General features: G+C 50.4%; 22 protein-coding genes and 1 tRNA gene. 17 read left to right on the forward strand and 6 right to left on the reverse strand.

Annotation, left to right across the window (positions count from 1 at the left end; translation table 11 throughout):
* The first annotated feature begins 3 nt into the window (after positions 1-3).
* The 7 genes from ATHL_RS07520 (at position 4) to ATHL_RS07550 (ending at position 8152) form a co-directional block, all read left to right on the forward strand.
* A complete protein-coding gene (locus ATHL_RS07520; protein WP_062191685.1) occupies positions 4-735 on the forward strand; it encodes an ABC transporter permease subunit in 732 nt (243 codons plus the stop codon).
* Entirely contained in the window at positions 732-2285 is a 1554-nt protein-coding gene (locus ATHL_RS07525; RefSeq protein ID WP_062191689.1) for a GldG family protein, read from the forward strand. Before ATHL_RS07520 ends, ATHL_RS07525 begins: the two co-directional genes overlap by 4 nt.
* A gap of 4 nt (positions 2286-2289) precedes the next feature.
* Positions 2290-2889, forward strand: a complete 600-nt coding sequence (locus ATHL_RS07530; RefSeq protein ID WP_062191692.1) for a DUF4340 domain-containing protein — start codon at positions 2290-2292, stop codon at positions 2887-2889.
* Positions 2890-3049: 160 nt separating this feature from the next.
* Positions 3050-4261: a sigma-70 family RNA polymerase sigma factor gene (locus ATHL_RS07535; protein WP_062191693.1), complete on the forward strand. Its 1212-nt coding sequence runs from the start codon at positions 3050-3052 to the stop codon at positions 4259-4261.
* Between the two features lie 134 nt (positions 4262-4395).
* On the forward strand, positions 4396-7494 hold the full coding sequence (locus ATHL_RS07540; RefSeq protein WP_062191696.1) for a tetratricopeptide repeat protein: 3099 nt from the start codon (positions 4396-4398) through the stop codon (positions 7492-7494).
* A gap of 21 nt (positions 7495-7515) precedes the next feature.
* The gene (ndk, locus tag ATHL_RS07545) at positions 7516-7971 is read left to right on the forward strand and encodes a nucleoside-diphosphate kinase (protein WP_062191699.1); all 456 of its coding nucleotides are present in this window, start codon (positions 7516-7518) and stop codon (positions 7969-7971) included.
* Between the two features lie 108 nt (positions 7972-8079).
* Positions 8080-8152: transfer RNA gene (locus tag ATHL_RS07550), tRNA-Asp, on the forward strand.
* Positions 8153-8255: 103 nt separating this feature from the next.
* On the opposite strand, the gene ATHL_RS07555 is transcribed toward ATHL_RS07550, so the two are convergent.
* Positions 8256-8714, reverse strand: a complete 459-nt coding sequence (locus tag ATHL_RS07555; protein WP_062191701.1) for a MarR family winged helix-turn-helix transcriptional regulator — start codon at positions 8712-8714, stop codon at positions 8256-8258.
* An 84-nt stretch (positions 8715-8798) separates the two neighbouring features.
* Here ATHL_RS07555 and ATHL_RS07560 point away from each other — a divergent pair, with 84 nt between their 5' ends.
* From ATHL_RS07560 to ATHL_RS07575, 4 genes are all read left to right on the forward strand, one after another.
* Positions 8799-9287: a cupin domain-containing protein gene (locus tag ATHL_RS07560; RefSeq protein ID WP_062191704.1), complete on the forward strand. Its 489-nt coding sequence runs from the start codon at positions 8799-8801 to the stop codon at positions 9285-9287.
* A gap of 130 nt (positions 9288-9417) precedes the next feature.
* Positions 9418-10398 carry a diphosphomevalonate decarboxylase gene (gene mvaD / locus ATHL_RS07565; protein ID WP_062191707.1) on the forward strand — a complete coding sequence of 327 codons (981 nt, stop codon included), beginning with the start codon at positions 9418-9420 and terminating at the stop codon, positions 10396-10398.
* A 211-nt stretch (positions 10399-10609) separates the two neighbouring features.
* Positions 10610-11224 carry a glycerol-3-phosphate acyltransferase gene (locus ATHL_RS07570; RefSeq protein WP_062191710.1) on the forward strand — a complete coding sequence of 205 codons (615 nt, stop codon included), beginning with the start codon at positions 10610-10612 and terminating at the stop codon, positions 11222-11224.
* Positions 11221-12396 carry a glycosyltransferase gene (locus tag ATHL_RS07575; RefSeq protein ID WP_062191713.1) on the forward strand — a complete coding sequence of 392 codons (1176 nt, stop codon included), beginning with the start codon at positions 11221-11223 and terminating at the stop codon, positions 12394-12396. The genes ATHL_RS07570 and ATHL_RS07575 overlap by 4 nt, the downstream gene beginning before the upstream one ends.
* Before the next feature lie 97 nt (positions 12397-12493).
* Here ATHL_RS07575 and ATHL_RS07580 read toward each other — a convergent pair whose 3' ends face one another.
* Positions 12494-14194 carry a histidine kinase gene (locus tag ATHL_RS07580; protein WP_062191715.1) on the reverse strand — a complete coding sequence of 567 codons (1701 nt, stop codon included), beginning with the start codon at positions 14192-14194 and terminating at the stop codon, positions 12494-12496.
* Between the two features lie 123 nt (positions 14195-14317).
* Between ATHL_RS07580 and ATHL_RS07585 the strand changes: the two genes are divergently transcribed.
* The 5 genes from ATHL_RS07585 to hpdA all read left to right on the forward strand — a co-directional run bounded on the left by ATHL_RS07585 (position 14318) and on the right by hpdA (position 20614).
* On the forward strand, positions 14318-14962 hold the full coding sequence (locus ATHL_RS07585) for a response regulator (RefSeq protein ID WP_236822350.1): 645 nt from the start codon (positions 14318-14320) through the stop codon (positions 14960-14962).
* Between the two features lie 189 nt (positions 14963-15151).
* A complete protein-coding gene (gene hpdB / locus ATHL_RS07590) occupies positions 15152-17890 on the forward strand; it encodes a 4-hydroxyphenylacetate decarboxylase large subunit (protein WP_062191718.1) in 2739 nt (912 codons plus the stop codon).
* A 20-nt stretch (positions 17891-17910) separates the two neighbouring features.
* Complete coding sequence (gene hpdC / locus ATHL_RS07595; protein WP_062191721.1) at positions 17911-18180, forward strand: 4-hydroxyphenylacetate decarboxylase small subunit; 270 nt, start codon at positions 17911-17913, stop codon at positions 18178-18180.
* Between the two features lie 82 nt (positions 18181-18262).
* Positions 18263-19567, forward strand: coding sequence for an MFS transporter (locus ATHL_RS07600; RefSeq protein ID WP_062191724.1), 1305 nt, complete (start codon positions 18263-18265; stop codon positions 19565-19567).
* An 81-nt stretch (positions 19568-19648) separates the two neighbouring features.
* Positions 19649-20614, forward strand: a complete 966-nt coding sequence (gene hpdA / locus ATHL_RS07605) for a 4-hydroxyphenylacetate decarboxylase activase (RefSeq protein WP_062191727.1) — start codon at positions 19649-19651, stop codon at positions 20612-20614.
* Positions 20615-20788: 174 nt separating this feature from the next.
* On the opposite strand, the gene ATHL_RS07610 is transcribed toward hpdA, so the two are convergent.
* The gene (locus ATHL_RS07610; RefSeq protein ID WP_084001260.1) at positions 20789-21820 is read right to left on the reverse strand and encodes a threonine synthase; all 1032 of its coding nucleotides are present in this window, start codon (positions 21818-21820) and stop codon (positions 20789-20791) included.
* Between the two features lie 184 nt (positions 21821-22004).
* Here ATHL_RS07610 and ATHL_RS07615 point away from each other — a divergent pair, with 184 nt between their 5' ends.
* On the forward strand, positions 22005-22613 hold the full coding sequence (locus ATHL_RS07615) for an inorganic pyrophosphatase (protein WP_062192370.1): 609 nt from the start codon (positions 22005-22007) through the stop codon (positions 22611-22613).
* Positions 22614-22641: 28 nt separating this feature from the next.
* Here the strand turns inward: ATHL_RS07615 and ATHL_RS07620 are convergent, their stop codons facing one another.
* From ATHL_RS07620 to ATHL_RS07630, 3 genes are read right to left on the reverse strand one after another with little or no spacing between them, the layout of a single operon-like run.
* On the reverse strand, positions 22642-23136 hold the full coding sequence (locus tag ATHL_RS07620; RefSeq protein ID WP_062191731.1) for an acyl-CoA carboxylase biotin carboxyl carrier protein subunit: 495 nt from the start codon (positions 23134-23136) through the stop codon (positions 22642-22644).
* Positions 23137-23146: 10 nt separating this feature from the next.
* Positions 23147-24628: an acetyl-CoA carboxylase biotin carboxylase subunit gene (locus ATHL_RS07625; protein WP_084001262.1), complete on the reverse strand. Its 1482-nt coding sequence runs from the start codon at positions 24626-24628 to the stop codon at positions 23147-23149.
* Positions 24629-24637: 9 nt separating this feature from the next.
* The gene (locus tag ATHL_RS07630; protein ID WP_062191733.1) at positions 24638-26179 is read right to left on the reverse strand and encodes an acyl-CoA carboxylase subunit beta; all 1542 of its coding nucleotides are present in this window, start codon (positions 26177-26179) and stop codon (positions 24638-24640) included.
* Between the last annotated feature and the right edge of the window lie 124 nt (positions 26180-26303).

Raw genomic sequence — 26303 nt, forward strand, 5'->3', positions numbered from 1 at the left:
CCGATGAGGAACATTTTTTCCATTGCCCGTAAAGAATTTAAATCGTTATTTATCAGCCCGGTAGCCTATGCCGTTTCTCTTGCCATTTTCCTGATCATGGGAATCCTTTTCTATGCCAATGTTCTGGGTGCGGCCTATCAGCAAATTGCTCCTTCCATTCAGGTAGTCATTGGGCCACTTGCCACTATCCTGCTTTTTACAACCCCGGCGATTACCATGCGCACCCTGGCCGATGAACAAAAATCAGGCACGCTTGAAATTCTCCTGACCGCTCCGGTACGGGACTGGGAAGTGGTCATTGGGAAATGGCTTGGAACTCTTGCCTTTGTCGCTCTGGTACTCCTGATTACGTGGGTTTATCCAATCATCCTTAATCAAATTGTCGATCCCGGAATTGATCAGGGATCTCTTGTTTCTGGCTATCTTGGTCTCTTTTTGATGGTAGCCTCTTTTCTTGCCATTGGCGTGTCAGTATCTTCTTTGTTTAGTAATCAGATTGCCGCGTTTTTTGCCACACTGGGAATTCTCCTGGCTCTGTGGATGATCGGGTATCCGGCCCAAATCATGGGGAGTATGGGAGGCGAGGTCCTCAGGTATATTGACCTCAGTGAACACTTTTACCCGACCTTTTACCGGGGAATTCTGGAATTAAAGGATGTGGTCTATTATTTGAGTGTAACATCGCTGGCACTTTTGCTCGGTTCGATTTCTGTTGAAACCCGGAGGTGGCGATGAATCGCAGCCAACTTGAAAGATTTGCCCCCATCGGGCTTTATGTTTCACTCCTGGCTTTGCTGGTAAGTGCGGGCCTGTATATCGTTCAGCGCAGCCTCACGCTTCCTCTGCAAATCAGCCTGGGATTGGTTGTGGTTGGGGTTGCTGCCTATGCCCTCATGGCGCCGCGTCGCCTTCGAGAGGCACTCACCGGTCGGCAAGCCCGTTATGGGAGCAATGCTCTGGTATTGACAGTGGCTTTTTTAGGTATTCTGGTTGTAATTAACTATTTGATATACAAAAACCCTGTTCGCTGGGATCTCACCGAAGACAAACAGCATACTCTCTCGAAAGAAACTCTGGAGACCCTGGCGTCTTTGAAAGATAAGGACCCTGTCAAAGCTGAGGCTTTTTATTCCAGCCGATTCCCCTCAGATACTGCCCGCGACCTGCTGGACTCCTACCAGTACAATAGCGGTGGTAAATTCACCTATGAATTCATCGATCCCGAACAGGACCCCGTCAGAGCCCAGTCGGCCAATGTTACCCGGGATGGTACTATTGTACTTTACCAGTCAGGTCGGAGCGAACAGGTGACCTATGCCAGCGAGGAAGAAATTACTTCCGCGTTGATTAAATTGGCCAATCCCGGAGAACGCGCGATTTACTTCCTGGTCGGCCACGGAGAGTACAGCCCCGAGGACACCTCCGACCGATCATATCGACAGGTAAAATCCACGCTTTCAAATAAAAATTACACCGTTAATACGCTAAACCTGCTGGCTACGCGCAACATCCCCGAAGATGCAAAGGCCATTGTCATCGCCGGTCCCGAGAAACCCATTTCTCAGGAAGAGGTAGACCTCATTAAAGCCTATCTCGATAAGGGAGGATCATTGATTTTCCTCTCTGAACCTCCTGTGGTTACGCAGGCTCTGGATGCCACTGATCCCTTGGCTGCATATCTCAAGCAGGCCTGGGGAATTCAGATGAGCAACGACATGGTCATTGACCTGAATTACAACCCTCCTTCTGTGGCTATTTCTGCTTCCTATGGGAACCATTCCATCACCCAGAAAATGTACAATCAGGCAATTGTCTTGCCGAGTGCTCGCAGCCTGGAGGTACAGACCGCTCCACAGGATGTACAGGTTACTGTTTTAGCACAAACCGCTAAAAATTCCTGGGCAGAAAAAGATATTGCCTCCCTTAAAGAAAATAAGGTGGGTTTTGATGAAAAAACCGATATCCCCGGGCCTGTAACTCTGGCTATTGCAGCAGAAAACTCATCCACCAAAGCTCGCCTGGTGATCATCGGGGATTCTGATTTTGCCAACGATAACAATTTCCTTCAATACGGCAACTCAGACTTCCTCATCAACAGCATTGATTGGGCTGCCAAACAGGAAAACTTGATCAATCTAACGCCCAAATCTACCACACAACGCATTTTAATCGTGCGTAGTCAGACCACGCTTGGGCTTATTCTCCTGATTTCGGTGTTCCTTCTGCCAGGGCTTGTCATCGTCTCTGGAGTAGTTGTTTGGATACAACGGAAACGGAGAGGATAAGGATATGATCCGACGTTCAACCTGGATCGTATTTATTGTATTCTTACTCGTTGCGGCGGTTGGGATGTTTCTTATGAAATCCCCCTCTTCTCCTCTGGCTGCCATTTCAGCCCAAACTCCCACTCCTACCGCCACACCCCGATTGATCGAAGGGGTCACATCCTCTCAGGTCTCAGAAATTGAGCTCCTTCAGGCAGACTCTGCACCTGAAAAACTCGTTCGGCAGGCTGACAATGGGTGGATCAACCAGAAAGATGGAAATACGGTAGATTCCGGAACAGTTGAACAATTGTTATCCGAACTACTCGCCACCCGTGTCCTGACAACCCTGCCTGCCGATTACGCTCTGGATGCGCTTCAGTTGGAGAAACCTCAAAAAACCATCCTGCTTACACTTCAGGATGGGACCAAAATTCAGCTGGCTATCGGGGGGCTTACACCCACTGGGAATGGGTATTATGTGAGAGTCGGGCAAAATTCTCCATCGGTCGTGAGTAAATATGCCATTGACTCAACACTCACCCAGTTCGATGAAGCTCGAAAACCGACCCCAACCCCAACCCTCGCAGACACGCCTGCTCCATCGGTTACGCCAACTCCCTAAGCCACGAGATTGCCTGATAAGTATGGGAAATAAAGACAAGATTCTACAGGTATTGAAATTAAGGAAAAAAGAGTGTATTCTGAATTAATGGCATTCGCGAGAGAATGCCACATAAACACGACAAAATATTCATCTCAACAAGAGGTGTGAAGACGGATCCATGGATGATTCTTTGATTAATGTTATTGACGAAGACGAAGAGTATTCAGCGATAGCCAGGCTCGTTGATCTGGGTCGCCAGAAGAGCTATGTGACCATCGATGACATACTCCACTTCTTCCCGGAAGCTGAGCAGGATGTTGAGCAACTGGAAGAAGCTTTTGCCGCTTTAATTAGCGCGGGGATTCCATACCTTGAGGACGAAACCCTGGAAGAACCTGTTGAAGAAGAGATTGACGAAGTACAGGAGGAAGAGGGCGAGGCCGAGGCCAAATCTCTTTCAATGGATGACCTGGCAAACATCGATACCGATGATACCATTGGCCTTTATCTCAAGGAGGTATCGCGTGTTCCTCTTCTAACCGCCGAGGAAGAAGTAGAACTGGCCCAGCGTATCGAACGTGGACGCATGGCACGAGAAGAACTTGCTCGCGGGAATGTTTCTCCCCGTCGGCGCCATGATCTTCGCCGGCTCATTGAAGATGGTTGGGCGGCTCGTGAACACCTGATTACCGCAAACTCTCGCCTGGTCATTTCAGTGGCCAAAAAATATATGGGACGGGGTGTTCCTTTCCTTGATCTGATTCAGGAAGGAAACATCGGGTTGATTCGTGCCACAAAAAAATTCGATTATCGCCGTGGCCATAAATTTAGCACTTATGCCACCTGGTGGATTCGGCAGGCTGTCACCCGTGCCATCGCCGATCAGGGGCGAACCATTCGTGTCCCGGTACACATGGGAGATCAGATAAACAAGCTTCTTCGCGTCCAGCATCAGCTTACCCAGCGATTGGGTCGCGAACCGAGCGTCGAAGAGCTGGCCGAGGCTTTAGATGTTCCACCTCGAAAAGTGGAGAACATGATCCAGGTGGCACGGCGTCCTCTTTCTCTCGAAACGCCCACCGATGATGAAGAAGACTCGGTACTCGGTGATTTTATCGAGGATGATGAAGCTCCACCTCCTGATGATACGGCCACCTATAACCTCTTACGCGAACATCTGGAAGAAGTCCTCAACACATTGCCTCCCCGTGAAGTGCGTATCCTCCAGTTACGTTATGGCCTCCTGGATGGGCAGGCTTATACCCTGGAAGAAGTGGGACGAAAAATGGGCGTCACCCGTGAGCGAGTCAGGCAAATTGAAGCCCAGGCTCTCAGCCGCTTACGACATCCCTCCATTCGCCGAAAACTCCGCGATTATTTAGGCGACTGATTCCCATTAAAAAAACCGCACAGCTCCCTGTGCGGTTTTTTTTACTCAATGATCGAAGACCAACTGATCTAATTCTTCATCACTTGCGAAAATGGCTGGTTTGTTGCATACTTACGATGAGGGAGGCGTAAGCCATGGCCAGAATATCACTTCGTGCATATAACCGTGAGATTGAAAACCTCATCGATCGTGGACAGATCGAAGAGGCTATTGCTCATTGTAAAAATATTCTGAAACAGTTTCCCAAACACATGGATACTTACCGTCTTCTCGGGAAAGCGCTGTTAGAGTCCCAGCGGTATGCTGAAGCCGCTGACATTCTGTTGCGCATCCTATCCGTGTTCCCGGATGATTTTGTTTCTCAACTGGGTATGAGCATTATTCGGGAAGATGAAGGGAACCTGGATGCTGCTATCTGGCACATGGAGCGCGCCTATGAAGTACAACCCTTTAACCGCGCCGTACAGGATGAACTTCGTCGCTTGTATGGAAGGCGCGATGGAATCGAACCTCCACGCATCCGTTTGACCCGTGGCGCACTGGTTAGAATGTATGCGCGCGGTGATCTCTACCCTCAAGCCATCGCCGAGATTCGCTCTGCCCTCCAGGAAGACCCTACCCGTATTGATCTGCAAATTCTTCTCGCTCGGATGTATTATCTCTCCGGGCAAAAAATCGAGGCAACCGAGATATGCTCATCGGTCATTGATAAGCTGCCCTATTGCTACGAAGCTAATAAAATTCTCATGGAAGTACTGCCTGAAACCAGCCGGGCCGATGACGCTCGTGTCTTTCAACAACGAATTTTCTCCCTCGATCCCTATGCCGCCTTCATATCTCCCAATGCTCCTACCAGCGCCCAGGTACCAGAGCAAACCGTCATGGTTGAGAAGATCGAGTGGCAGCCTTCTATGGCTGAAGAGGAAAGCCCCGGCTGGGCAAGAACCATTGGTGTATCCTGGGATGAATCCCCGCAAGAAAACCTACCCGACTGGCTTAATTCCCTCTCTCCCGAGACACCTCTTTCCCCTCCTGTCGAGGAGGTGAATTTACCTTCCCTCACTCAGAAACCAGAAGAAGAGATCATTCCTGATTTTTTGAAGGAAGCCGGGTGGAATATTACGGAAGAGAATGTGGTTGAAACCCCGCCTGAATCCATCGAAGAGGCCACTCCAGAAAGGCATCCTGAGGAAGATGAAATTTTCCAGGCTGAAATCCCTGATTGGTTGAAAGAACTCGCTCCTGAGTCTGCCGAACAAATCGCCCCGAGTTCAGAAGAGGCAACCCCCGGTGACCTTGATTGGCTCTCTCAAATATTACCAACCGCTGAAGAAACCCCCGGTTCTCCCACCCAAGAAGTGAACGAAAGTCTCCCCTCCTTTGAGGGCACTGCTTCCTCTGAAGCGCTACCTCCCATACAAAAAGAGCCGATTAGCCCGGAAGCCGAGGTATTCCCCTGGCAAGAACCAGCCAGTTTTACCGAGCCGTCTTCCGAGTTACCTTTCGAGGAAGAAGTCTCGCTCGCGTCCGCCTTTTCAGAGAATGAACACCTTATAACCGAAGATATAGAAAGCATCGCAACATCTCCCGAAGCACTCTCCCCGGTAGACAGATCTGCTCCTTCTCAGCCAGAAATTCCAACCCCCATAGAATCATCTCCCGCTGAAGATGAGTCTGTGCCTGATTGGATTAGAGAACTTACCGCCGCAGACGAAACCACAGGCCCGTCCATCCCGCCAGAGATCCCCTCACCCTCTGCTTCAGAAACCACAGCCGGGCAAATATTGAATGAGTCCCCTGTTTCTCCCATACCGGAAGAAAAAGATCTGGATTCAGCCCTGGCCTGGCTCGAGGCTTTAGCAGCTCGTCAGGGTGCAGATCAAGAATCTCTCACCCTTTCATCCCCTGAAACCCGCACAGAGACCCCTCCAGAATGGATCCTCCAACAACCAGAGGCCGAATCCGAAACGCTATCTTCTTCAGAGAATATTCCTGAATCTACCGGGGAAATTTCCGGAGAACCCGTTCGTCCAATGAGTTCGGAAGATACAGAACAGGCGTTAGCCTGGCTTGAAGCTCTGGCTGCACGTCAGGGAGCTGACGAAGAAACTCTCACCATCTCTCAACCGGAGGAACGCACTGAAATCCCCCCCTCATGGGTGCAGCAAACCCCCGATGAAACGATTAAGGAAGCCTTTGAAGCACCATTTACCCCGCCTTTTGATGAGGCTCTCGAAGAAAAAACTGATATTCAGACCAGCCCAGCCCTCGAAGATACCCAGCCTGCTTCTGTTCAGCGGTCTTCTGACAAGGTTGAGGAAGCTATTCCCGAAATCCCGGATGCCGAATCGGCCCTGGCATGGCTGGAATCGCTGGCGGCAAGACAGGGAGCAGATGCCGAGACGCTCATCACCCATCCAGAACAGCGTAGTGAGGTTCCACCCGAATGGGTATTAGAAGCCCAGAAAGCATCAGAAAACCAACTTGAATTGGAACCCCTGCATGTTGAAGAAGCCGAACCTGCAGCAGAGAAGGGTGAACTCGTAACCGGTGAAGAACCAATGCCTTCCACGGAGGAAGTATCTCAGCCAGAAACAGAGGAATCCCTTTATTCCGAAAGTTCAGAAATTGAACTCCCAGAATGGCTTCGTTCTTACGAGGAAGAACAACAAATTCAAGAACCGGTCTGGGTTCCTGATGAGAGCTTCCAGCCCGAATCTTTACCCGAAGAAGCTCTGCCTGCCTGGCTCCTCCACGAAGAAGAACAGGCTACTCATCCACCGGAACCCCCTGCGGTAGTGGCTCCTGAAACCAATGATTCTGCTTCCGAGTTGCCAGAATGGCTGAAAGCCCTTCAGGAGCCTCCACCTCTACCAAAGGAAGAGATCCCTCCTTCCATCACCCCATCAGAATGGATTCCGGAAACCCAGTCTGCTTCCATATCCACTGACGCGGGAACTCCAATGCAATATGTTGAACCTGGTACCGGCCCATACGCTCAGGCCCAATTGGCTTTACGCAGCGGTGATCTTCCTCGGGCTGTGGAGATTTATACCCAGTTGATCAATGCCGGCGCACGCCTTGATGATATAATTGCCGACCTGCGGACAGCTCTGGCCGAATATCCCGATGAGGTGATCCTCTGGCAAACACTTGGGGATGCCTGCATTCGTAATAATCGAATCCAGGATGCACTGGACGCCTATACCAGGGCAGAAGAATTGCTCCGCTAACCCTTTCCTGGAGGTTTTATTGTGGAACGCACACTCGTGCTGGTCAAACCTGATGGGGTACAACGCGGCCTCATTGGAGAAATTATTTCACGGCTCGAACGCCGAGGTCTCAAGTTGGTGGCAGCCCGCTTTGTTCAAGTAAGTTCAGAGCTGGCCGGGCAACATTATGCAGTTCATCAGGGAAAACCCTTTTATGACGGCCTGATCCGGTACATTACTTCAGCTCCCGTGATGGCAATGGTCTGGGAAGGACCCAACGCGGTTGCACTTGTCCGCCAGACCATGGGTGCTACCCGCCCCCACGAAGCAGCACCGGGCACCATTCGCCACGATTTTGCCGTCGTTATCGGACGCAATCTCACGCATGCCTCCGATTCCCCGGAAAATGCGGTTGCAGAAATTAATCTCTGGTTCCGTCCGGAAGAAATTATTTCCTGGGGGCGCTCGGACGATCCCTGGATATTTGAAGAAAACTAAGGAACAGATCACAGAAGCCGGCCAGAAATAACCGGCTTCTGTGATTAAACGGGATTGGGGTTTTCTTCTTGACAACCAACCCGCACCATGATAAACTATGGCGCGTTCGGGGGCGTGGTGTAGCGGTTAACATGCGGCCCTGTCAAGGCCGAGACCGCGGGTTCGAATCCCGTCGCTCCCGCAGTTTTATCAACTTTATCGGTATTTCCAAAGCGCGCTTTCGGGCGCGTTTTTGGATTAAAAAATGAATCTAGACTTTTTCTCTCCCTGGCATGGCTGTTAGTTTATTGGTTAGAATTCTCTACCTCAATAACCCGAATGATCGCCATCAGTCCCTGCTTGAGGGCATTCATTTGTTCCCTACCAATTTGGTTTGACCATTCTTCCTCAACCTGCCGGATGATTTCACGCGCTGCGTTGTTTACTGCTTCACCCTTCATACTTAATCGCACAATGCTCGCACGGTGGTCTCTCGGATCGGGTTCCCGTTCAAGATATCCTTTAGCCTCCACATAGTGTACCAGCTCACTCATAGATTGTTTGGTCATTTGAGCCCGTTCGGCCAATTCAGTGATCCGCGAACCTTCCGGACGAATATGCTGAAATACCACAAAATGAGCCGGGCGCAAGTCGGTATACCCTCTCGCCCTTAAGCCCGCTTCTATCTTTGTCACGATCGCCTGGAAAGGTATTCGTAACAACGCCCCAAGCATCCGTGGATATTCATGGTGATTCTCAGCCATAAAAACTCCCTCTTGACACAATGGTAAGGATGCCTTACTATTTAGTCAGTTAATCTGACTATATTCTACTCCAGGAGGTATTATATGGGAATAAATACGAGATTTTTCGCATCAGATCAAGGGCGGGGTAAAACAGTCTGGTTCTTGGGAACTAAAATGACCTTAAGAGCACATGGAGATCAAACCAGCGGAGCTTTTGGTGCAATTGAACAGGAACTTCCACCCGGGTTTACACCTCCAGTTCATATTCACCATAACGAAGATGAGGCCTTTTACCTTTTGGAAGGAGAAGCATCTTTTACCTGTGGCGATGAAACCATCGACGCTCAGCCAGGCTCCTTCATTTTCTTTCCTCGTAATATTCCACATTGGTTCCGAATCAAGGGAGACAAGCCTGCAAGGTTGCTTCAGTTTAATTTTCCGGCAGGTCTTGAGAATTTCTTCATCGAAGCAGGTGAACTATCTGCAGAATTCGAGAATCGCCCCGCGACCCGGGAAAACATCGAGAAAATGATTATGATAGCTCCAAAATACCTGCTTGAAATTCTTGGTCCCCCTCCTCAGGAAATCTGAAAGATGTCATTAGCCTGAACTGTATCGATTTGCTTATGAGTTTGCTATGTTTAGACCCAGCATAAAAGCCATTTTCCTAAAGACCTGCCTGGCATGGTAAACTTATTCAAATCCTGATCAGAGAAAAGTGATGTCAGCCTTAACAGCCACAGCTATTGCTCATCCCAACATCGCCTTTATTAAATATTGGGGAAACCGTGATGAAAATCTGCGTATTCCCGCCAATGGTTCTATTTCGATGAATCTGGATGGTCTTTTTACCCGTACTTCAGTTACCTTTTCACCTAATCTGAAAACTGACCTGTTATTTATCAATGGCAAACCTGCCGAGCAGGTTGCCCTTCGCCGTGTCAGCCGCTTTCTCGACCATATTCGGGGTTTAGCAAAAACGGATTGGTATACCGAAGTGGTTAGTGAAAACAATTTCCCTACAGGAGCCGGGCTTGCTTCATCAGCTGCAGCCTTTGCAGCTCTCAGCATGGCAGCTACTGCTGCTTTAGGGTTGAAGCTCACTGAGCAGGAACTTTCACGTATTGCCCGCCTTGGATCAGGTTCTGCCTGCCGGTCTGTGCCCGGAGGATTTGTGGAGTGGCAGGCTGGTACTTGCCATGAGGATTCCTTTGCTTTTAGCATTGCTCCGCCTGCTCACTGGAATCTGGTCGACTGTATTGCCATTGCATCTTCAGGTCACAAATCCACTGGTTCAACAGAAGGTCATTCCCTGGCATTCACCAGCCCTCTTCAGCTCGCTCGGGTAGCTGATACTCCTCGCCGGCTTGACAAGGCACGCCGCGCCATTCTTGAACGTGATTTCGCTACGTTCGCCGAAATCGTAGAACAGGACAGCACTCTCATGCACGCCGTTATGATGACTTCGACACCGCCATTGTTCTACTGGCAGCCTGTTTCACTGGAGATTATGCAGAAAGTCTCTCAATGGCGCGCAGAGGGCATCCCCTGTTGCTTTACTCTGGATGCTGGCCCAAACGTCCATGTGATTACACTGTCTTCCTCAGCTCCAGAAATCACCTCTCGACTTAGCGTCATACCCGGGATACAGCAAGTCTTACAGGCCACTCCCGGTGGGCCTACTCAACTGATTGAGCAGTGACGTGGGAGTTAAAAATGTAGTTGATATGTTTACACTCCCCGGATGGGCTATTTCTACTGCATAAGCCAAACCTCTCGCTTGAGGGTTTTTTTATTAAAATTCTTATCTCTTTTTATGAAAAAGAGTGTTATATACTGTGAAGAGCGTTTCTCGTGATCGATGATGATCGGCAGGCAAGTCCTTCAATTTGTTGATCATAAAGGAGGGACGCATGTACAATCTGAGCATCTTCACGTACATGGCACTGGGCTTCACCCTGGGAAGTATTCCCTTTTCTTATATCCTGACAAGGGTCTTTACCGGGAAGGATGTACGCCAGATCGGTGACGGAAACCCTGGCGCGGCCAATGCCTGGAAGGCAGGTGGCTGGCGCATTGGTCTGCTGGCTGTATTTTTCGACCTATGTAAAGGTTTTTTACCGGTCTTCCTGGCCCAGCGCGCCGGGTTGACGGATTGGGCACTGGTACCCGTTGCCATGGCTCCGATCTTTGGGCACGCATTACAGCCATTTTTGCACTTCCGCGGCGGCAAGGCACTTGCGGTGAGCGGTGGGGCCTGGCTGGCATGGATTGGTCCCATCGTTTTCCCCATCTATGCCTCGCTGACCCTGCTTGTGCTGGCCCTTCAGGACGAGCATGCATGGGCGGCCTTCTCAGGCACGCTTGCCCTGTTAATTTATGCCCTCTGGCTGGGTGATTCATCAGCTCTGGTAACTTTCGCCGCGTTAAATATGGTGCTCATCGGTTGGACTCATCGCCATGAACTTTCCCATGCCCCCCGATCACGGGCGTGGGTGGGGCGTCTCCTCTCACGGAGGGAGATATGAACGGTCTGGGCGTGCTACTGCCTTTTTCCGAGCACTACCCGGAAATGGTGGTGCTTTTTCTGGCATTAGGCGTGCTCATTGCCCTTTCCAATTTCTTTTTCGTACGCCGTCTGAGTGACTACCCTTCCCCGGTCGCTCACCCGTATGTTTCTGTTCTGGTACCGGCGCGAAATGAAGAGGGCAACATCGAAGCCTGTGTGCGTTCCCTGGCTACTCAAGACTACCCCGCCTATGAAGTACTGGTGCTGGATGACCATTCCACCGATGGCACGGCGCTCATTCTGGAAAGGCTTTCTGCTGAATACCCTCACCTGCGTGTGGTGAAAGGTGCCCCATTACCCCAGGGCTGGTTCGGAAAACACTGGGCCTGTCATCAACTGGCACAGGCGGCAAAGGGTGAACTCCTCCTGTTTACCGACGCTGATACCCGCCATGCCCCCAACACTCTGCGCCTCGCCGTGGCTGCGCTCACCGCAGAAGGTGCCGATTTACTCACCGCCTTTCCATACGAAGAGACCCTGACCCTGGGCGAAACTCTGACTGTACCGATGATGGGTTTTGGTGTTCTCTCTTTTCTACCTGTGGCCCTGGCGCAAAAGCTGGCCTGGCGCGGCTTTTCAGTGACCATCGGGCAATTCATGCTCTTCAGACGAAAAGCGTATGAAGCCATCGGCGGCTTCGCCGCTGTGCGCAGCCATGCCGTAGACGATGTAGCTCTGGGACGGCGCATCCTTGAACAGGGCTATCGCTGGCGTCTGGTGGATGCCACCCGGGAAGTAACCTGCCGCATGTATCATAACCTGCGTGAGGCTATGGATGGCTTCACTAAAAATATTTTTGCCTTCTTTGACTATCACATTCTACTCTACGTACTGGCATGGTTCTGGTTAACGGTTTGCTTCCTTGAGCCGCCTCTGGTGCTGCTGGCCTCAGCCCTGGGGTATCCGCTGGACTTTTACCCACTACCTCTGGCGGAGATCGCCGTGATAGAAGCGCTCTTCCTGTGGACGCTCACCGCCATCCGCTTCCGCTTCTCACCATGGGTGATACTGCTTTATCCCCTGATTGTTGCGCTCTTTGTGGTCATTGCCATGCGTTCTTTTGTTTTCACTCTGCGCGGCCGGGCAGAGTGGAAAGGCCGCACCCTTCCGCGCCCGGCTGTGCGTTGGTGAAGAGAGGGATATGCTCTCACCCACATCATTACAGGATCGCCCGAAACAGTTTGCGGGATAGGTTCTGTATGCCCGGAGTGGCTCTTCGGGGATCTCTTTAAACCGGAACACAAGCCTCGATGGTGGTGCCTATTCCTCGCTGGCTGTGGACGTTGACCACCCCGCCAAACATACGGGCACGTTCGCGCATACACGTAATGCCAAACGAATGCTCAAACTGGGCCTGGCTGTCAAAGCCCACCCCATTATCCATCACACATAAAATCACCTGCCGACTCTCGAAGGTGAGAATGATCTGCACCCGCGTGGCTCGAGAATGCTTGCGAATGTTCGACAGCGCTTCCTGGGCTATTCGAAAGATAGCCTGCTTCACATCCGCTGAAAGAAGCGGTTGAGTGCCAATCACCTGAAATTGCATCTGGAGGTTGAGATCCCTTTGGAGCTTGGCAACCTCGTTTCTGATCAACTCTTCCAGGGATTGATGATTACTGGAGGAGGGTTTCAGAGAGAGCACTGAGCGGCGTGCTTCATTCAAATTATCTCGAGCAATACTCTGAATACGTGAAAGACGTTCAGACGCCTGTTCGATCTGCCCCATATTCAAGCTTTCACGGAGTGCTTCTGTCTGCATGAGGATCCCCGCAAAACCCTGTGCCAGGGTATCGTGAATTTCGCGCGCGATACGGTTTCGCTCTTCAATCACCGCTACCTCACGGAGTTCCTGGTACATCCGCGAATTTTCCAGTGCAATGGCAATCTGGTCAGCCAGAGTTTGCACTGTGAACAGGTCGTGTGTATCCAGGCTGTCATGACGCGGGCTTTGGATATCGAGAATTCCTAACGTATCACAACCCATTTTGATCGGTACGATGATTCTGGATAGCGATTCCGACAGCACCGGGTCAGCAAGCGTATGAGCTGAGTCGGACAGAGGATGGTTCTCAAGGTGCGGTCGGCCAGAACGTGCCACTGCACCTACCAGGCCATCATCTACACTAACCAGGGCGCCCACAGGTTTATCACTGGCATGACCCGCCTGCGCCGCCAGCACAAGAAAACGAGCCTGAGGTTGTTTTAGATACAGACGAATGCGATAAAAATGGAAGGTTTCCTGCAATGAGGCCACGATGGAAGGTAAAACCTGCTCCACATCTACCACTGCACTGATCTTCTGCCCCACTTCGTTAATCGCCCGCAATTGGTCAGCTCTCCGTCTCTCAGCCCGCGTACGCTCCTCGAGATGGCTCAAGAGAGTCAGAATGTTTTCATGAATACTGCGGGAGGGCTGAAGAAATTCATCAATGAAAATCGTTACTGCCACCACCAGTCCATGCGGGTGGATCTGCGGTGGCCAGACCGGATAACAAAACATGTATTTCTTCCGCACCTGGCCATCATTATCCTTGAATTCATAAAAACCCTCAGCTTCACCCCCAAGAGACTGTTCGATGATCTCCCAAAAGTTTGAATAACGTTGGGCTAGCGGGCGAAGGTCACTTCCAACCAGAGCCGGGTCAACATGAAACCGATTAATCCCCCGGCTATCGTGAACAGCTGAGTAACCGGTTTTTCCCACCCGTTGTACAGCGATCGAAGCCAGAATCGGATCAGTGCTGAGGGCTTCAAGGTTAGGGTATGTATGACAGGATAGATAGATTTCAATTTGCCGGGCAATATCAGTGGCCTTCTGGCGAATCAATTCCTTGCCCAAGGCTTCCAGTGCTTCAGCCGCCAGGTCAGCCGCTTGCTGACCGATAAGAAAGCTGTCTTCCAGAGGGAAATCTAAGAATTGGCTCATAGAGTTCTGCCCATCGAAAGCAAACACCTTCAGACTCAATCCAGGCAGTTTGATTGTACCCTACTTCGGCTCTATCCGGTTTATAATCAAACCATCTGGCAGGCATCTTCTGGAGGCATCCTCGTGAGTCAGACGATTCGCATCTTAATTGCAGATGACCATCCGGTTATTCGCGAAGGTTTAAGCGCCATGTTATCTCGAGTCCCGGGTTTCGAGGTGGCGGGAGAAGCCAGAGATGGGAAAGAAGCCATGGATATGGCCTTACGGCTTAAGCCAGATATTGTGCTCATGGATCTGCGTATGCCGGGGATGGATGGGGTAGAAGCCATGCGCATGATACACCTCCAGTGTGAAACTATTCGTTTCATCATCCTTACAGTTTACGACAACGACGAATATATCTTTGAAGGCATTCGGGCAGGTGCATCTGCCTATTTACTTAAGGATGTTTCCCGAGAAACGCTTATCCAGGCTATACGAGAAGTCTATAGTGGGCAATCCCTCCTCCACCCGCAGATCACCCGCAAACTCCTCGATCACGTGTCTGGTGGAGCCGGAAAAGAGCAAAACTCACTTTTAACCGAACGTGAGCTGGAAATTCTCCAGATGATGGCCAGCGGTGCCTCGAATAAAGAAATTGCCCGAGGGCTTTCAATTAGCAGTCACACTGTGAAAACCCACGTGAGCAACATCTACCAGAAACTTGAAGTCAGCGACCGGGCTGAAGCCGTCGCCAAAGCCCTGCGTGAAGGCATTTTACGGGGATAGACCCCACAGGATCAGCCAAATGGGGGATACCCATCGGTAAAACGATTGAGAAGATCATCAGCCATTTTTCGCATTTAAAAATCGGCGATTCCCCCGATTGAGCCCCCGACCAGGAATGGTTAAAGTAAACACGGAACCCCAGAGTGGGAGGTTAGACTCCCCCACACCATTCTTGGAAAGGAGTTTACTATGTCAGAAAAGTCCGTAGGCGTGCAGGAAGTCACCCGAAGCCTGGCTGACATCCTGCAAGAAAAGGGAATCCCGATCAGCTTTCAGTATGGGAAAGCCCCCGAAGAAATGGTCGATCGTGAAGTGAGTCGTGAGCCAACCCCACGCGCTAAAAAGCTTCGCGATCTTTATTTTAATACCTATTCTTCGGTCGATCTGGAATTTCCCTACTGGTACACACGCAAGTATATGGAACTGGATAATGAAGTTCCCATTGTGCGGCGTGCCCTGGCCCTGAAGAGCGCTTTCAGTCACCTCACTCCAAGCATTTACCCCGGAGAACTCCTGGTGATGGGTAAAGCCCATTACTACCGGGGTTCATTCCCCATGCCCTGGTTATCTGAGTCCTTCTACGTAGCCAAAGAGGATGAGCTATACCAGGAAGCCCTGAAGCGTGGGAGCGCTTCCGCAGGGGAACTTTCCAAGTTCGGCGCTGGTGGCGGTAACGTAACCAAATCCTTTGGCAACGTCGTCTCCATTGCCGGTAAGTTTGGCATCCGCAGTGAAGAGGTGCCCGCACTGATCAAACTGGCCAAACAGTGGGTAGGAAAATCAGTTGAGGACCTGGGCCATAAGTACGAGATGATGGTTCCCGAATACGAGCTCAAAGAGAAATTAATGCGCTCGCTGATCTGCATGTTCGACTCGGGATTCACGCTCCCCCAGGGACGCGAGGTGATTAATTATTACTACCCACTTCAGTATGGCTTCGACGGTTTAATCGAACTTGCCAGAAAACGCAAGGCTGAAGTGGCCGGGAACGCCGACGGTGACGGCGTAAAAGGTATGGACCGCCTTTATTATTACGAGGCTGTCATTCATGTGATCGAAGGCCTGCAAAAGTGGATCCTCAACTACGCCCGTGAGGCACGCCGCCTGGCTGGAATCACCACCGATCCCTCTCAAAAGAAAGAATACGAAGAAATCGCTGAAACCCTCGAATGGATTGCCCACAACCAGCCTCGCACTTTCCGCGAAGCTCTACAACTGACCTACACCCTGCATATTGCTGTACTCAATGAAGACGCTATTTCGGGCATGTCTCCGGGTCGTCTTGGACAGGTGCTCTGGCCATGGTACGAACAGGGAACGGAAGCTGGCCATCTGAGCCGAGAAAAAGTACTCGAACTCCTGGAGTGCCATCGCGTTAAATTTACCTGTATTGACTGCTTCGCCTCAACCGGTGTGGTGGGTGGCGTGCTTTCAGGCAACACTTTCAATAACCTGAGCATGGGTGGCCTCACCAAAGATGGGAACCCGGCCTCTAATGACCTGGAAAAGCTCATCATCGATGCTGCCATGAGCCTGCAATCGCCCCAACCCACACTTTCAGTGCTTTACGACGAGAAACTCCCTGAAGACTTCCTCCTCAAAGCTATCGAATGCGTCAAAACGGGCACCGGTTACCCCGCATGGATGAACAACCAGGGCGGCATTCAGTTCCTCATGGGGCAGTACGGCTCAGAGGGAATGACCATTCCCGAAGCACGCGCTATTGCCATTGGTGGGTGTCTGGAAACTTCACCCTGCACCTGGCACCCACTCACTCTGAATGGAAAAAAATACTGGGTACCTGGTGGCGCGGGCCAACCCACCTCAGTGGGAGTTCATTTCATCGCCAATCCCAAGATCCTCGAGTGCGTACTATTCAATGGGTATGATCACCGGCTAAAGGAACAAATTTACCCGCCTCATAATCGCAGGCTTGAAACCTATGGCGATGTGTGGGAAGTTTACAAGCAATATTACGAGATGACCGTCGATGCGCTCAATAAGTGCAACAACATCCAGCACGATATCTGGCGAAAGAACAACATGACCGTGATTAATTCGTTCCTCAAGCCAGATTGTCTGGAGAAAGGACAACACATCGGCAATATGGGCTATCGTTACAACGCCACCTTCAATGTGGAATCCTGCGGAACCATCAACATGGTCAACTCTCTGGCGGCACTTAAGAAGCTGGTGTATGAAGAGAAGAAATACACCCTTGACCAGATGCGTGAAGCGATCCTTGAGAACTTCGGCTTCAAGACGGCTCATGAAGTGGGAAGCTTCTCCCTCTTCTCGCAGGTCAAGAAAGCTGGCGGCGAAAAATACGACAAAATTCACAGCGACTGCCTGCTTGCGAATAAATACGGTAATGACGATCCGTTTGTTGACCACATTTTGCGCGAGTACGAAGAGTGGTTCTGTGAGATGTGCCACAATTACGAGTCGCTGTATGCCCGGCCGTTGTACGCCTGCCAGATTTCTGTTTCTACCCACGGCCCACAGGGTGCAGCCACCCTGGCCACCCCAGATGGTCGCCTGGCCGGCACAACCTATGCCGATGGTTCAATGTCGGCATACCCTGGCACCGACCGCAACGGCCCCTATGCTCTGTTTAACTCAGCTACTGTCTGGGACCACACCCGGTCGCAGAACTCCCAGTTGAACCTCAAGATTCATCCGAGCGCGGTTAAAGGCCTCGAAGGATCACGTAAACTGCTCGAACTCACGCGCGCTTACATGCGCCGTGGTGCATTCCACATCCAGTACAACATTGTGGACTCCAAAGTTCTGCGTGATGCTCAAGCCCACCCCGAGAACTACCGCGATCTTCTCATCCGTGTAGCAGGCTTCACACAATACTGGGTCGAACTGGGTAAACAGATTCAGGACGAGGTCATCGCCCGCACCGAATACGAACAGGTATAACTTACCAGGAGAAAATAAACATGAGCCAGGAAACTTTACGGCACAACGATTGCATGAATTTTCTCGCGGTGGATGTAACCAAAGGAATTTGCCGCCGCACAAACGAGCTGGTACTCATCGACTCGGAAGTATGCGGTTCGTTCACTACTCTGCCCAAGTGTAAAAATTGTGCTTTCTTCAAGGAAAATGGGCAGGAAACTATCGGTACCTGCACCGCTGAGAAGACCCAACCGTGGACCTTCCAGGACTTAATCGCAGTCACCTGCGAAATGTACGCGGAGAATAAGTAAAAGGTTGAATCAACCCCGGGGGGCTTCTATCCGAAAGGCCCCCCGGGGCACACAACATCTCCAAACACGAGGAATTTCGGTCATGGACGAGAAAACAGCCAAACGCTTAGGTTATATGGTAGTGGCGGCTTCCTGGCTGGCAGTTTTCTGCCTCTTTGGTTACCGCTCCACTTTTTCGGTGCTTCAGGGCCCCATGGCAAAAGCCATGGGCTGGAGTACATCACAAACTTCATTGGGTTATTCCCTGATGATGACCGTGTATGCCATTACCGCATTCTTCAGTGGAATGATCATCGACCGCTGGGGAAACCGGCCAGCCTATTTCATCGGCGCAGTGTTTGCCGCCTTGGGCTTTTTCCTGACCAGTAAGGTTGAAGCCTACTGGCAATATCTCCTGGTCTATGCGTTATTTGCGGGTATTGGCACGGGGATGTTATGGGTATCTTCCACGGTCTCAGTACGTAAATGGTACGTGGGACGTACATATGCCACTATGTGGGGCATTGCCTTCGCAGGTGCACCCATCGCCCAGGTGGTACTCAGTCTGGGGGTTAAAGCCGCCCTTTTGAAGACCGACTGGCGCGCTGCAATGGGCGTACTGGCCATTGTGGTCTTCATTGCTCTGATCCTGGCAGGAATTCTGGCACGTAAGAACCCCGAGGGGTATAACCTAAAGCCCTTCGGCCTGACCACCGGTGGAGCTTCTGCGAAAGAAGAGTATAACTGGAGCATCAAAGAAGCCTTCGGTAATTTTGCCATCTGGGGAACCATCCTGGCCTTCCTCACCAGTATGGTAGCCGAATTTCTCGTCTGGACACAAGTAGTTCGCTTCTGGACCGAAGACGCGAAACTCGACCTTTCTGCAGCAACCAACCTTTACGTAGCCATCGGCCTCGCTGGGATCATCACCATGCCACTTATGGGCGTGGTGGCCGATAAACTGGTAGCAAAGTTTGGGATGGAAAGCAAAGCTCGCAAGACCATGCTGATCATCGCACCCATTTGCGGTGTAGTGGCCTGTGGATTACTGCTGGTGAGTCTGACGCCGGGAATGACCATTGTCGCCGGACTGATCGCCTGTGTGCTATTTGCTATCTACTGGGCTATCGAACCCGGCGGGTGCGCTGGTTATGCCGGTGCGGTTTACGGTCGGAAGACTCTGGGGAGAATTTGGGGCCTGGCAACACTCTTCGTCATGGGGATTGGCCCGGCCCTGGGTTCCTTCATGGGTGGATATCTCTTCGATACTACAGGAACCTACCGCTACTCGATCCTCTTTGCCCTGTCTGCTTACATCATTTCAGCCATCGTGGCTTCCCTCCTGCCACTGGCTGCCCAACCTAAAACTGTTGCTGTTAAGGCAACGGAAGGAGCAACCGCAGACTGAGGCCGGATGGATCCAAAGAGGCCGGCAGGTGGGAGCGAAACCTCATCTGCCGGTCCTCTCTAGTGGTAAGAAGGAGCAAAAATGAATGAAGAAAAGGGGTTAATCTTTGATATCCAGGGCTATTCTGTACACGATGGGCCAGGATGCCGGACACTTGTCTTCTTAAAAGGGTGTCCACTCGATTGCGCCTGGTGTTCTAATCCGGAAGGTAAACAATACAAACCCGAAATCATGTATCGGGCAACCAAGTGTATGCATCTCACCCAGGGATGTGAGCGCTGTATTACGGCCTGCCCGGAAGGAGCCATTCAAAAGAATGCTCCAACTAACGGCCACGAGGAAACACCCCCTCTGGTACTTGACCGAACGAAATGTCAGCACTGCCGTGATTTTGACTGTTCCACCCTCTGCTACTTCGAGGCGCTGAAAATATGCGGGCGTTGGTATACCGTCTCCGAATTAATGCGTGTTCTCAAACGCGATCAGCAGTACTGGGGAGGAAATGGAGGTGTCACTTTTTCGGGAGGTGAACCTCTTATGCAACGCCGCTTCATTCAGGCAGTTCTGGAATCCTGCCATGACGCTTACATCCATACGGCCGTAGAAACCAGTGCTTACATCGAGTCTGGAGCCTTTATCGAACTGATGCGCCTGGTTCAATGGGCCTTTATCGACATCAAACAAATGGATCCGGAAAAACATAAAGCCGGAACAGGGGTCTCCAACGAATTGATCCTTCACAATATCGCTCTTCTGGGACGTTCAAACTGGCCCGGTCGCCTGGTCATTCGAATGCCCGTGATCCCCGGTTTTAACGATGATGACGAGAATATCTTGAAAACTGCAGAATTTCTCCGGCAACTGGGCCTGGTAGAGATGAACATCTTACCTTTCCACCGCCTTGGCGATTCCAAGTGGTCCCAACTTGGGGAACTCTATCCTTACCGTGAATTTACCGCCACCCCCGAAGAAAAAATGGCACACATTCAAAACCTCTTCCTGAGCCAGCAAATCGCCTGTTACGTGGGATCTGAAACGCCGTTTTAACCTGTGATTATCCGGTAAACAGGAGGGCAGACTCTGGCAAGAAGTGAGCTGCCCTTTTTTTCACCACAAAGTGCCCAATTCTCTAGCAATACAGCTCATTCTTTACAAACTGACTGCCTCCTGTTCACTCTCTCCCAGAGAGCCGATTTCCCACTTCAGGCCTCAAGCCCATTCTTAAGACCGGTGATGGAGAATTAGATCCAGCTTTTCAAACGCTTTCAATCCATGCCCTGTCAGAGCGATCACAATGATCTCTTTTTTTGATGAAAATTGGATCGCCTGATTAAGTGCGGCCATCGCAGCCGCCCCGGTCGGTTCAATGTATAATCCCATCTTTCCCAACTTAATAAGGGCGGCTTTAATCTCGTCATCAGAAACCGAGACAATGGTCCCCCGGGAGTCTTTCAAAGCCTGCAGTATTTGTTTCGCTCGTACCGGCCTGGCAATTGCAATTCCTTCAGCAAGGGTGTCCTGCCATGTGGTTGAGGCAAATTCCGCATCAGGATATTGAAACATTCTTTCAAGTGGATTACAGGCTGCGGACTGGACCCCAATGATACGCGGAAGTTTTTGAATCACTCCACAGAGGAATAACTCTGAAAATCCAATGTACGCCCCTAACAAAAGGGTGCCATTACCTACCGGAAGCACAAGAACATCAGGAACTCGCCCACCAAGTTGTTCCCATACCTCATAGGCAAAGGTTTTTGTTCCCTGGAAAAAGAACGCATTCCAACAATGACTTGCGTAATACTTGTCCTTAGCTGCATTGTGCACTGCTGACGCTGTTTCTTCCCTGGAGCCTGGGATCTTCCGCACAAGGGCACCGTACATCTTTAGTTGAGACAGTTTTGCCGGTGCTGTTTTTTCAGGCACAAAAATTTCACAGGTGATATTGGCTTTGGCACAGTAAGCCGCAATGGCACATCCAGCATTTCCGGAAGAATCTTCAACAACGCTACGAATTCCTAATGTTTGAATATGACTGACCAGGACAGATGCTCCACGATCTTTATAAGACCCTGTTTGAAAGAGATGGTCATGCTTAAGATAAACCGCTCGATCATCCACCGGAAACGCTGTAAGTGGAGTCATCCCCTCTTGAAAAGTTATTGCTTTTGAAAGCGGAACTGGAAGTGCTTTATGGTACCTCCAAAGCCCCGGAACAGCACGGTCAATCCAGTCACGGGTAAAAGCAAAATCCATTTCAAGATCCAGGAGGCCGCCGCATTGATTACATTTCCAAACGGGTTCTCGATAATCATAAGCATACCCACAGGAGGAGCAACGTAAGACAGGCACAGGTTTTTCTCCAATTTAAAAGCAATTTCCTCTTGATTATATAAGACCCCTTATAATAAGACCAACTCTTGGATTGATGGAGGAGAATGTGGCGTTTCCGAAACCTTTTTATCGATGGAGGCCTCATCCCTGGCATGGGTTAGAGATTGGCCCCAATCCGCCTCAAGTGGTTCATGCCTATATAGAAATCACCCCCTTTGATCTGGTCAAGTATGAGGTAGATAAAGTGACAGGGTATTTACGGGTAGATCGCCCTCAGCGTAGTTCTTCTCAGCCGCCTACCCTGTACGGGTTCATCCCCCGAACCTTTTGCGGTAATAATGTCGGAAAGGTATTTCCAAAACATCAGGTGGGAGATGGTGACCCGCTGGATATCTGTGTCATCAGTGAGCGTCCTATTACTAAATCCGAAGTAGTATTAAGTGCCCGTGTGGTTGGCGGGATGCGTATGATCGATAACGATGAAGCAGACGATAAAGTGATCGCCATTCTCGCCAACGACAATTATTGGGAAAATATAAACGACATCGCCCAACTTCCCAGTGTCCTGGTAGAGCGACTCCGGCATTATTTTGGAACGTATAAATTAATCCCCGGCAAGGAAAATTTGACTTATATTGAGAATGTTTATAATGCTGAAAAAGCGATGGAAGTGGTCCAGGCAGCCATTTTAGATTACGAGCAAATGTTTGGTTGATCACCATCCGGTGAGTTAGCCAATTGGATTAAGGGGACGTGCGAATACAGGCAAGCACTTCCCCTTTATCTATTTTATCTCCTGGCTTTTTACTCAATCTCTCTATTTTCCCAGGCAGGTGCGCACGGATTTCCATTTGCATTTTCATCGATTCAATGATCAGCACCACATCTCCCGCTTGTACTGCCTGGCCATTGACAGCTAACAATTGAACCACCACGCCAGGCATTGGGGCAAGAATTTCATCCTGTGAATGAGTAGCCCTCCCGTTACGAATTTTTACCGAGTTTCTTTCCACTCGCACCATCAGATGGCGCTGATTTACCACCACTGACACACGCCCTGCATCCATTGGCTTTAACAGCATCTCAACTTTCTGCTTGTCACGTTCTACCAGGTAGAGCCCATTACTATTGAGTTGCTGCAATTGCATATCCATTAGCCGACCGTTGACTTTATACTGGCCAGGTTGAATTTCCACCCGATATTCTTTTCTTCCAACCGTCACATGATAGATTGCCATGCTACCCCTCCTAAGGAGTTCCTCGCATCTGTTCTCGCCAGGCTGTAGCCAGCCAGATACTTCCATGAGTTTTTTTCTGAGATTCTTTCCTGGAATGATGGGTAACCAGTGCAGCAGCTAATGCTATCTCTTCTTCAATCGATGACTCCTGCCTCAATGGAATCAACTTGAAATGGTCGAGATAGGTAGTATTGGCGTTTCCTCCAATAAATTTCTCACTGGCTAAAATCTGCTGAAGAAACTCAATGTTCGTGAGAATACCTACCAGCCGATATTCTACAAGTGCCCGTTGGAGTCTTCGAATCGCATGATCACGATTTTCTCCCCAGGCAATCACTTTAGCCACCATGGAATCGTAGTCCGTTGTAATTTCCATGCCGGTAAACAGGGCGCTATCTACTCTGATTCCCGGCCCTCCCGGCTCATGAAGGTACTCTACCGTCCCCGTAGCAGGAATAAAATTATTTTCTGCATCCTCGGCTAAAATTCGCGCCTCAATTGCCCATCCCTGCAACGCAACCTGATCCTGGAAATACCCCATCCTGCCATTTACTGCCAGTTCTAGTTGCGCGGCAACCAGATCGGTTCGGGTGACCATCTCTGTCACGGTGTGCTCTACTTGAATCCGTGGATTCACCTCTATGAAGAAGAAATGACCTTCCTCGTCCATCAGGAATTCCACCGTACCGAGGCTGCGGTAACGAAGCATTTTCGCAAGACGAACGGCATACTCATACAACTCATTTCTTTGTTCATCAGTGAGACCAGGTGCAGGGGCTTCTTCGATCAATTTTTGATGCCGGCGCTGGATAGAACATTCCCTCTCTCCCAGGCAAACAACATCACCTTGCCCATCGCCAAGGATTTGGACTTCAATGTGGCGGGCAGATTGGACCAATTGCTCCAAATAGACCGTGTCATTCCCAAAGGCCGCCAGTGCTTCTTTTTGAGCCGATTCAAGCATAAAGGAGAATTCTTCTGGATTTTTAACCAGCCTGATACCTCTCCCACCCCCACCCGAGACGGCCTTAATGAGAATCGGATATGGTACCTGCCTAGCCAGGTTGACTGGAATACTCTCCCCTAGAGGAACATCCGAACCTGCAAGTACCGGTAACCCTGCCTCACGAGCGATCTTCCGCGCGGCCAGCTTATCGCCGGTTAAGGAAAGCACCTCAGGGGTAGGGCCAATGAAAGTCAACCCGTTTTGCTCGACCTCTCGGGCAAAATCCGCATTCTCCGAGAGAAACCCGTACCCGGGATGTATCGCTTTCGCCCCCACCTGTAAGGCCGCGTGTAAAATCGACTTTCCATTCAGGTAACTTTGCGCCGCAGGGGTTGGCCCGATAGCTACTGCTTCGTCTGCATATCGAACATGCAGAGCATTTTTATCGGCCTCAGAATAAACAGCCACACTTTTTAAGCCAAATTCCCGGCACGTCCTCATGATCCGAATGGCTATTTCACCACGATTAGCAACCAGAATCTTCATAGCGTTATGTCATAAAGGCAGGTTAGTATGTTTACGAGCTGGAGTTGGTGCTCTTTTCTCTTTCAATACCTCCAGCGCTGCGGCAATTTTTAGCCGGGTTTCCTGGGGTTGAATAATCGCATCCAGATAACCTCTGCTGGCTGCCACCAGTGGAGTCGCCAGCTCGGCTCGATATTGCTCAATCAAAGCTGTCTCCAGCTGTTGGGTATTATCTGCGGAGGACAGCTCTTTCCGATAAATGATCCGCACTGCACCTTCTGGACCCATCACGGCTATTTCTGCGGTAGGCCAGGCAAAATTTATATCTCCACGTAAGTGCTTGGACGACATCACAATATAGGCTCCGCCATACGCTTTTCGGAGAATTACAGAAACCTTTGGAACCGTTGCTTCCGCATACGCAAAAATTAGCTTAGCGCCATGACGAATGACCCCATGATATTCCTGATCTACGCCGGGAAGAAAACCCGGTGTATCCACCAGGGTTACCAGAGGAATATGGAAGGCATCACAAAACCGAATAAAACGTGCCCCTTTATCTGAAGCATCAATATCCAGAACTCCCGCCAGTACTGCCGGTTGATTCGCTACAATACCCACCGGTTGACCATCAATCCGTGCAAATCCAACCACCAGATTCTGAGCAAAGGCTTCCTGCACTTCAAGAAATTCTCCCTGATCGACCAGCCTTTCGATCACTTGATGAATGTCGTAAGGTTTATGCGGAACATCCGGCACAATTTCTGAAATATCCTCCAGGAGTCGGGTCGGTGGATCCTCTGTAGCCTGAATATCTGGGGGGGTTAAATTATTAGAGGGCAAATAAGAAAGCAACCAGCGCACCTTGGTCATTAACCTCTCTTCATCCGGCTCAGTAAAATGAGCCACCCCGCTTTGAGCTGTGTGGACTTTAGCCCCTCCCAGAGTAGCAAAATCAACCTCTTCGCCGGTCACCGCCTTGATCACTTCTGGACCGGTAATAAACATATACGAATTTTCTTCGGTCATGAAGATAAAGTCAGTAATAGCCGGGGAATACACCGCCCCACCAGCACAGGGCCCAAGGATAATGGATATTTGGGGAATGACTCCCGACGCTCGCATATTCCGGTAGAAAATTTCGCCATATGCTGCTAACGCATCCACCCCCTCCTGAATACGCGCTCCGCCCGAATCGTTGATGGCGATTAGGGGTGCCCCATTTTGATAGGCCAGATCCATAATTTTGGCGATTTTTAACCCGTGAGCTTCCCCCAGTGATCCTCCCATAATTGTGAAATCTTGAGAATAAAGATAAACTGTCTTACCATCTACCTTTCCCCACCCCGTGATCACACCATCGGTGAACGGGCGATGTTTTTCCATCCCAAATTGATTGGAACGGTGGGTAACAAAGAGATCAATCTCATGGAAAGAACCGGGGTCAACCAGCAAATCAATCCGCTCGCGGGCGGTTTTTTTCCCTCTCGCGTGTTGCCTGTCGATAGCTTCCTTGCCTCCCCCACTCATTGCCTGAGCCATTAGATGATTGAGATCTTCGTGAAGCGTCATCGATTGCCTTTCAGCCCGAGTGAATTTTCTGACACGTCTATCAAAACCCTGAACTATCCTCTTGGTTTCGCCCCGAAAATATTCTCCAGTCTTAAAAAAACCAATAACCCCTGCTCATGATTTT

Source organism: Anaerolinea thermolimosa (assembly GCF_001050195.2).
Taxonomy (GTDB): Bacteria; Chloroflexota; Anaerolineae; order Anaerolineales; family Anaerolineaceae; genus Anaerolinea; species Anaerolinea thermolimosa.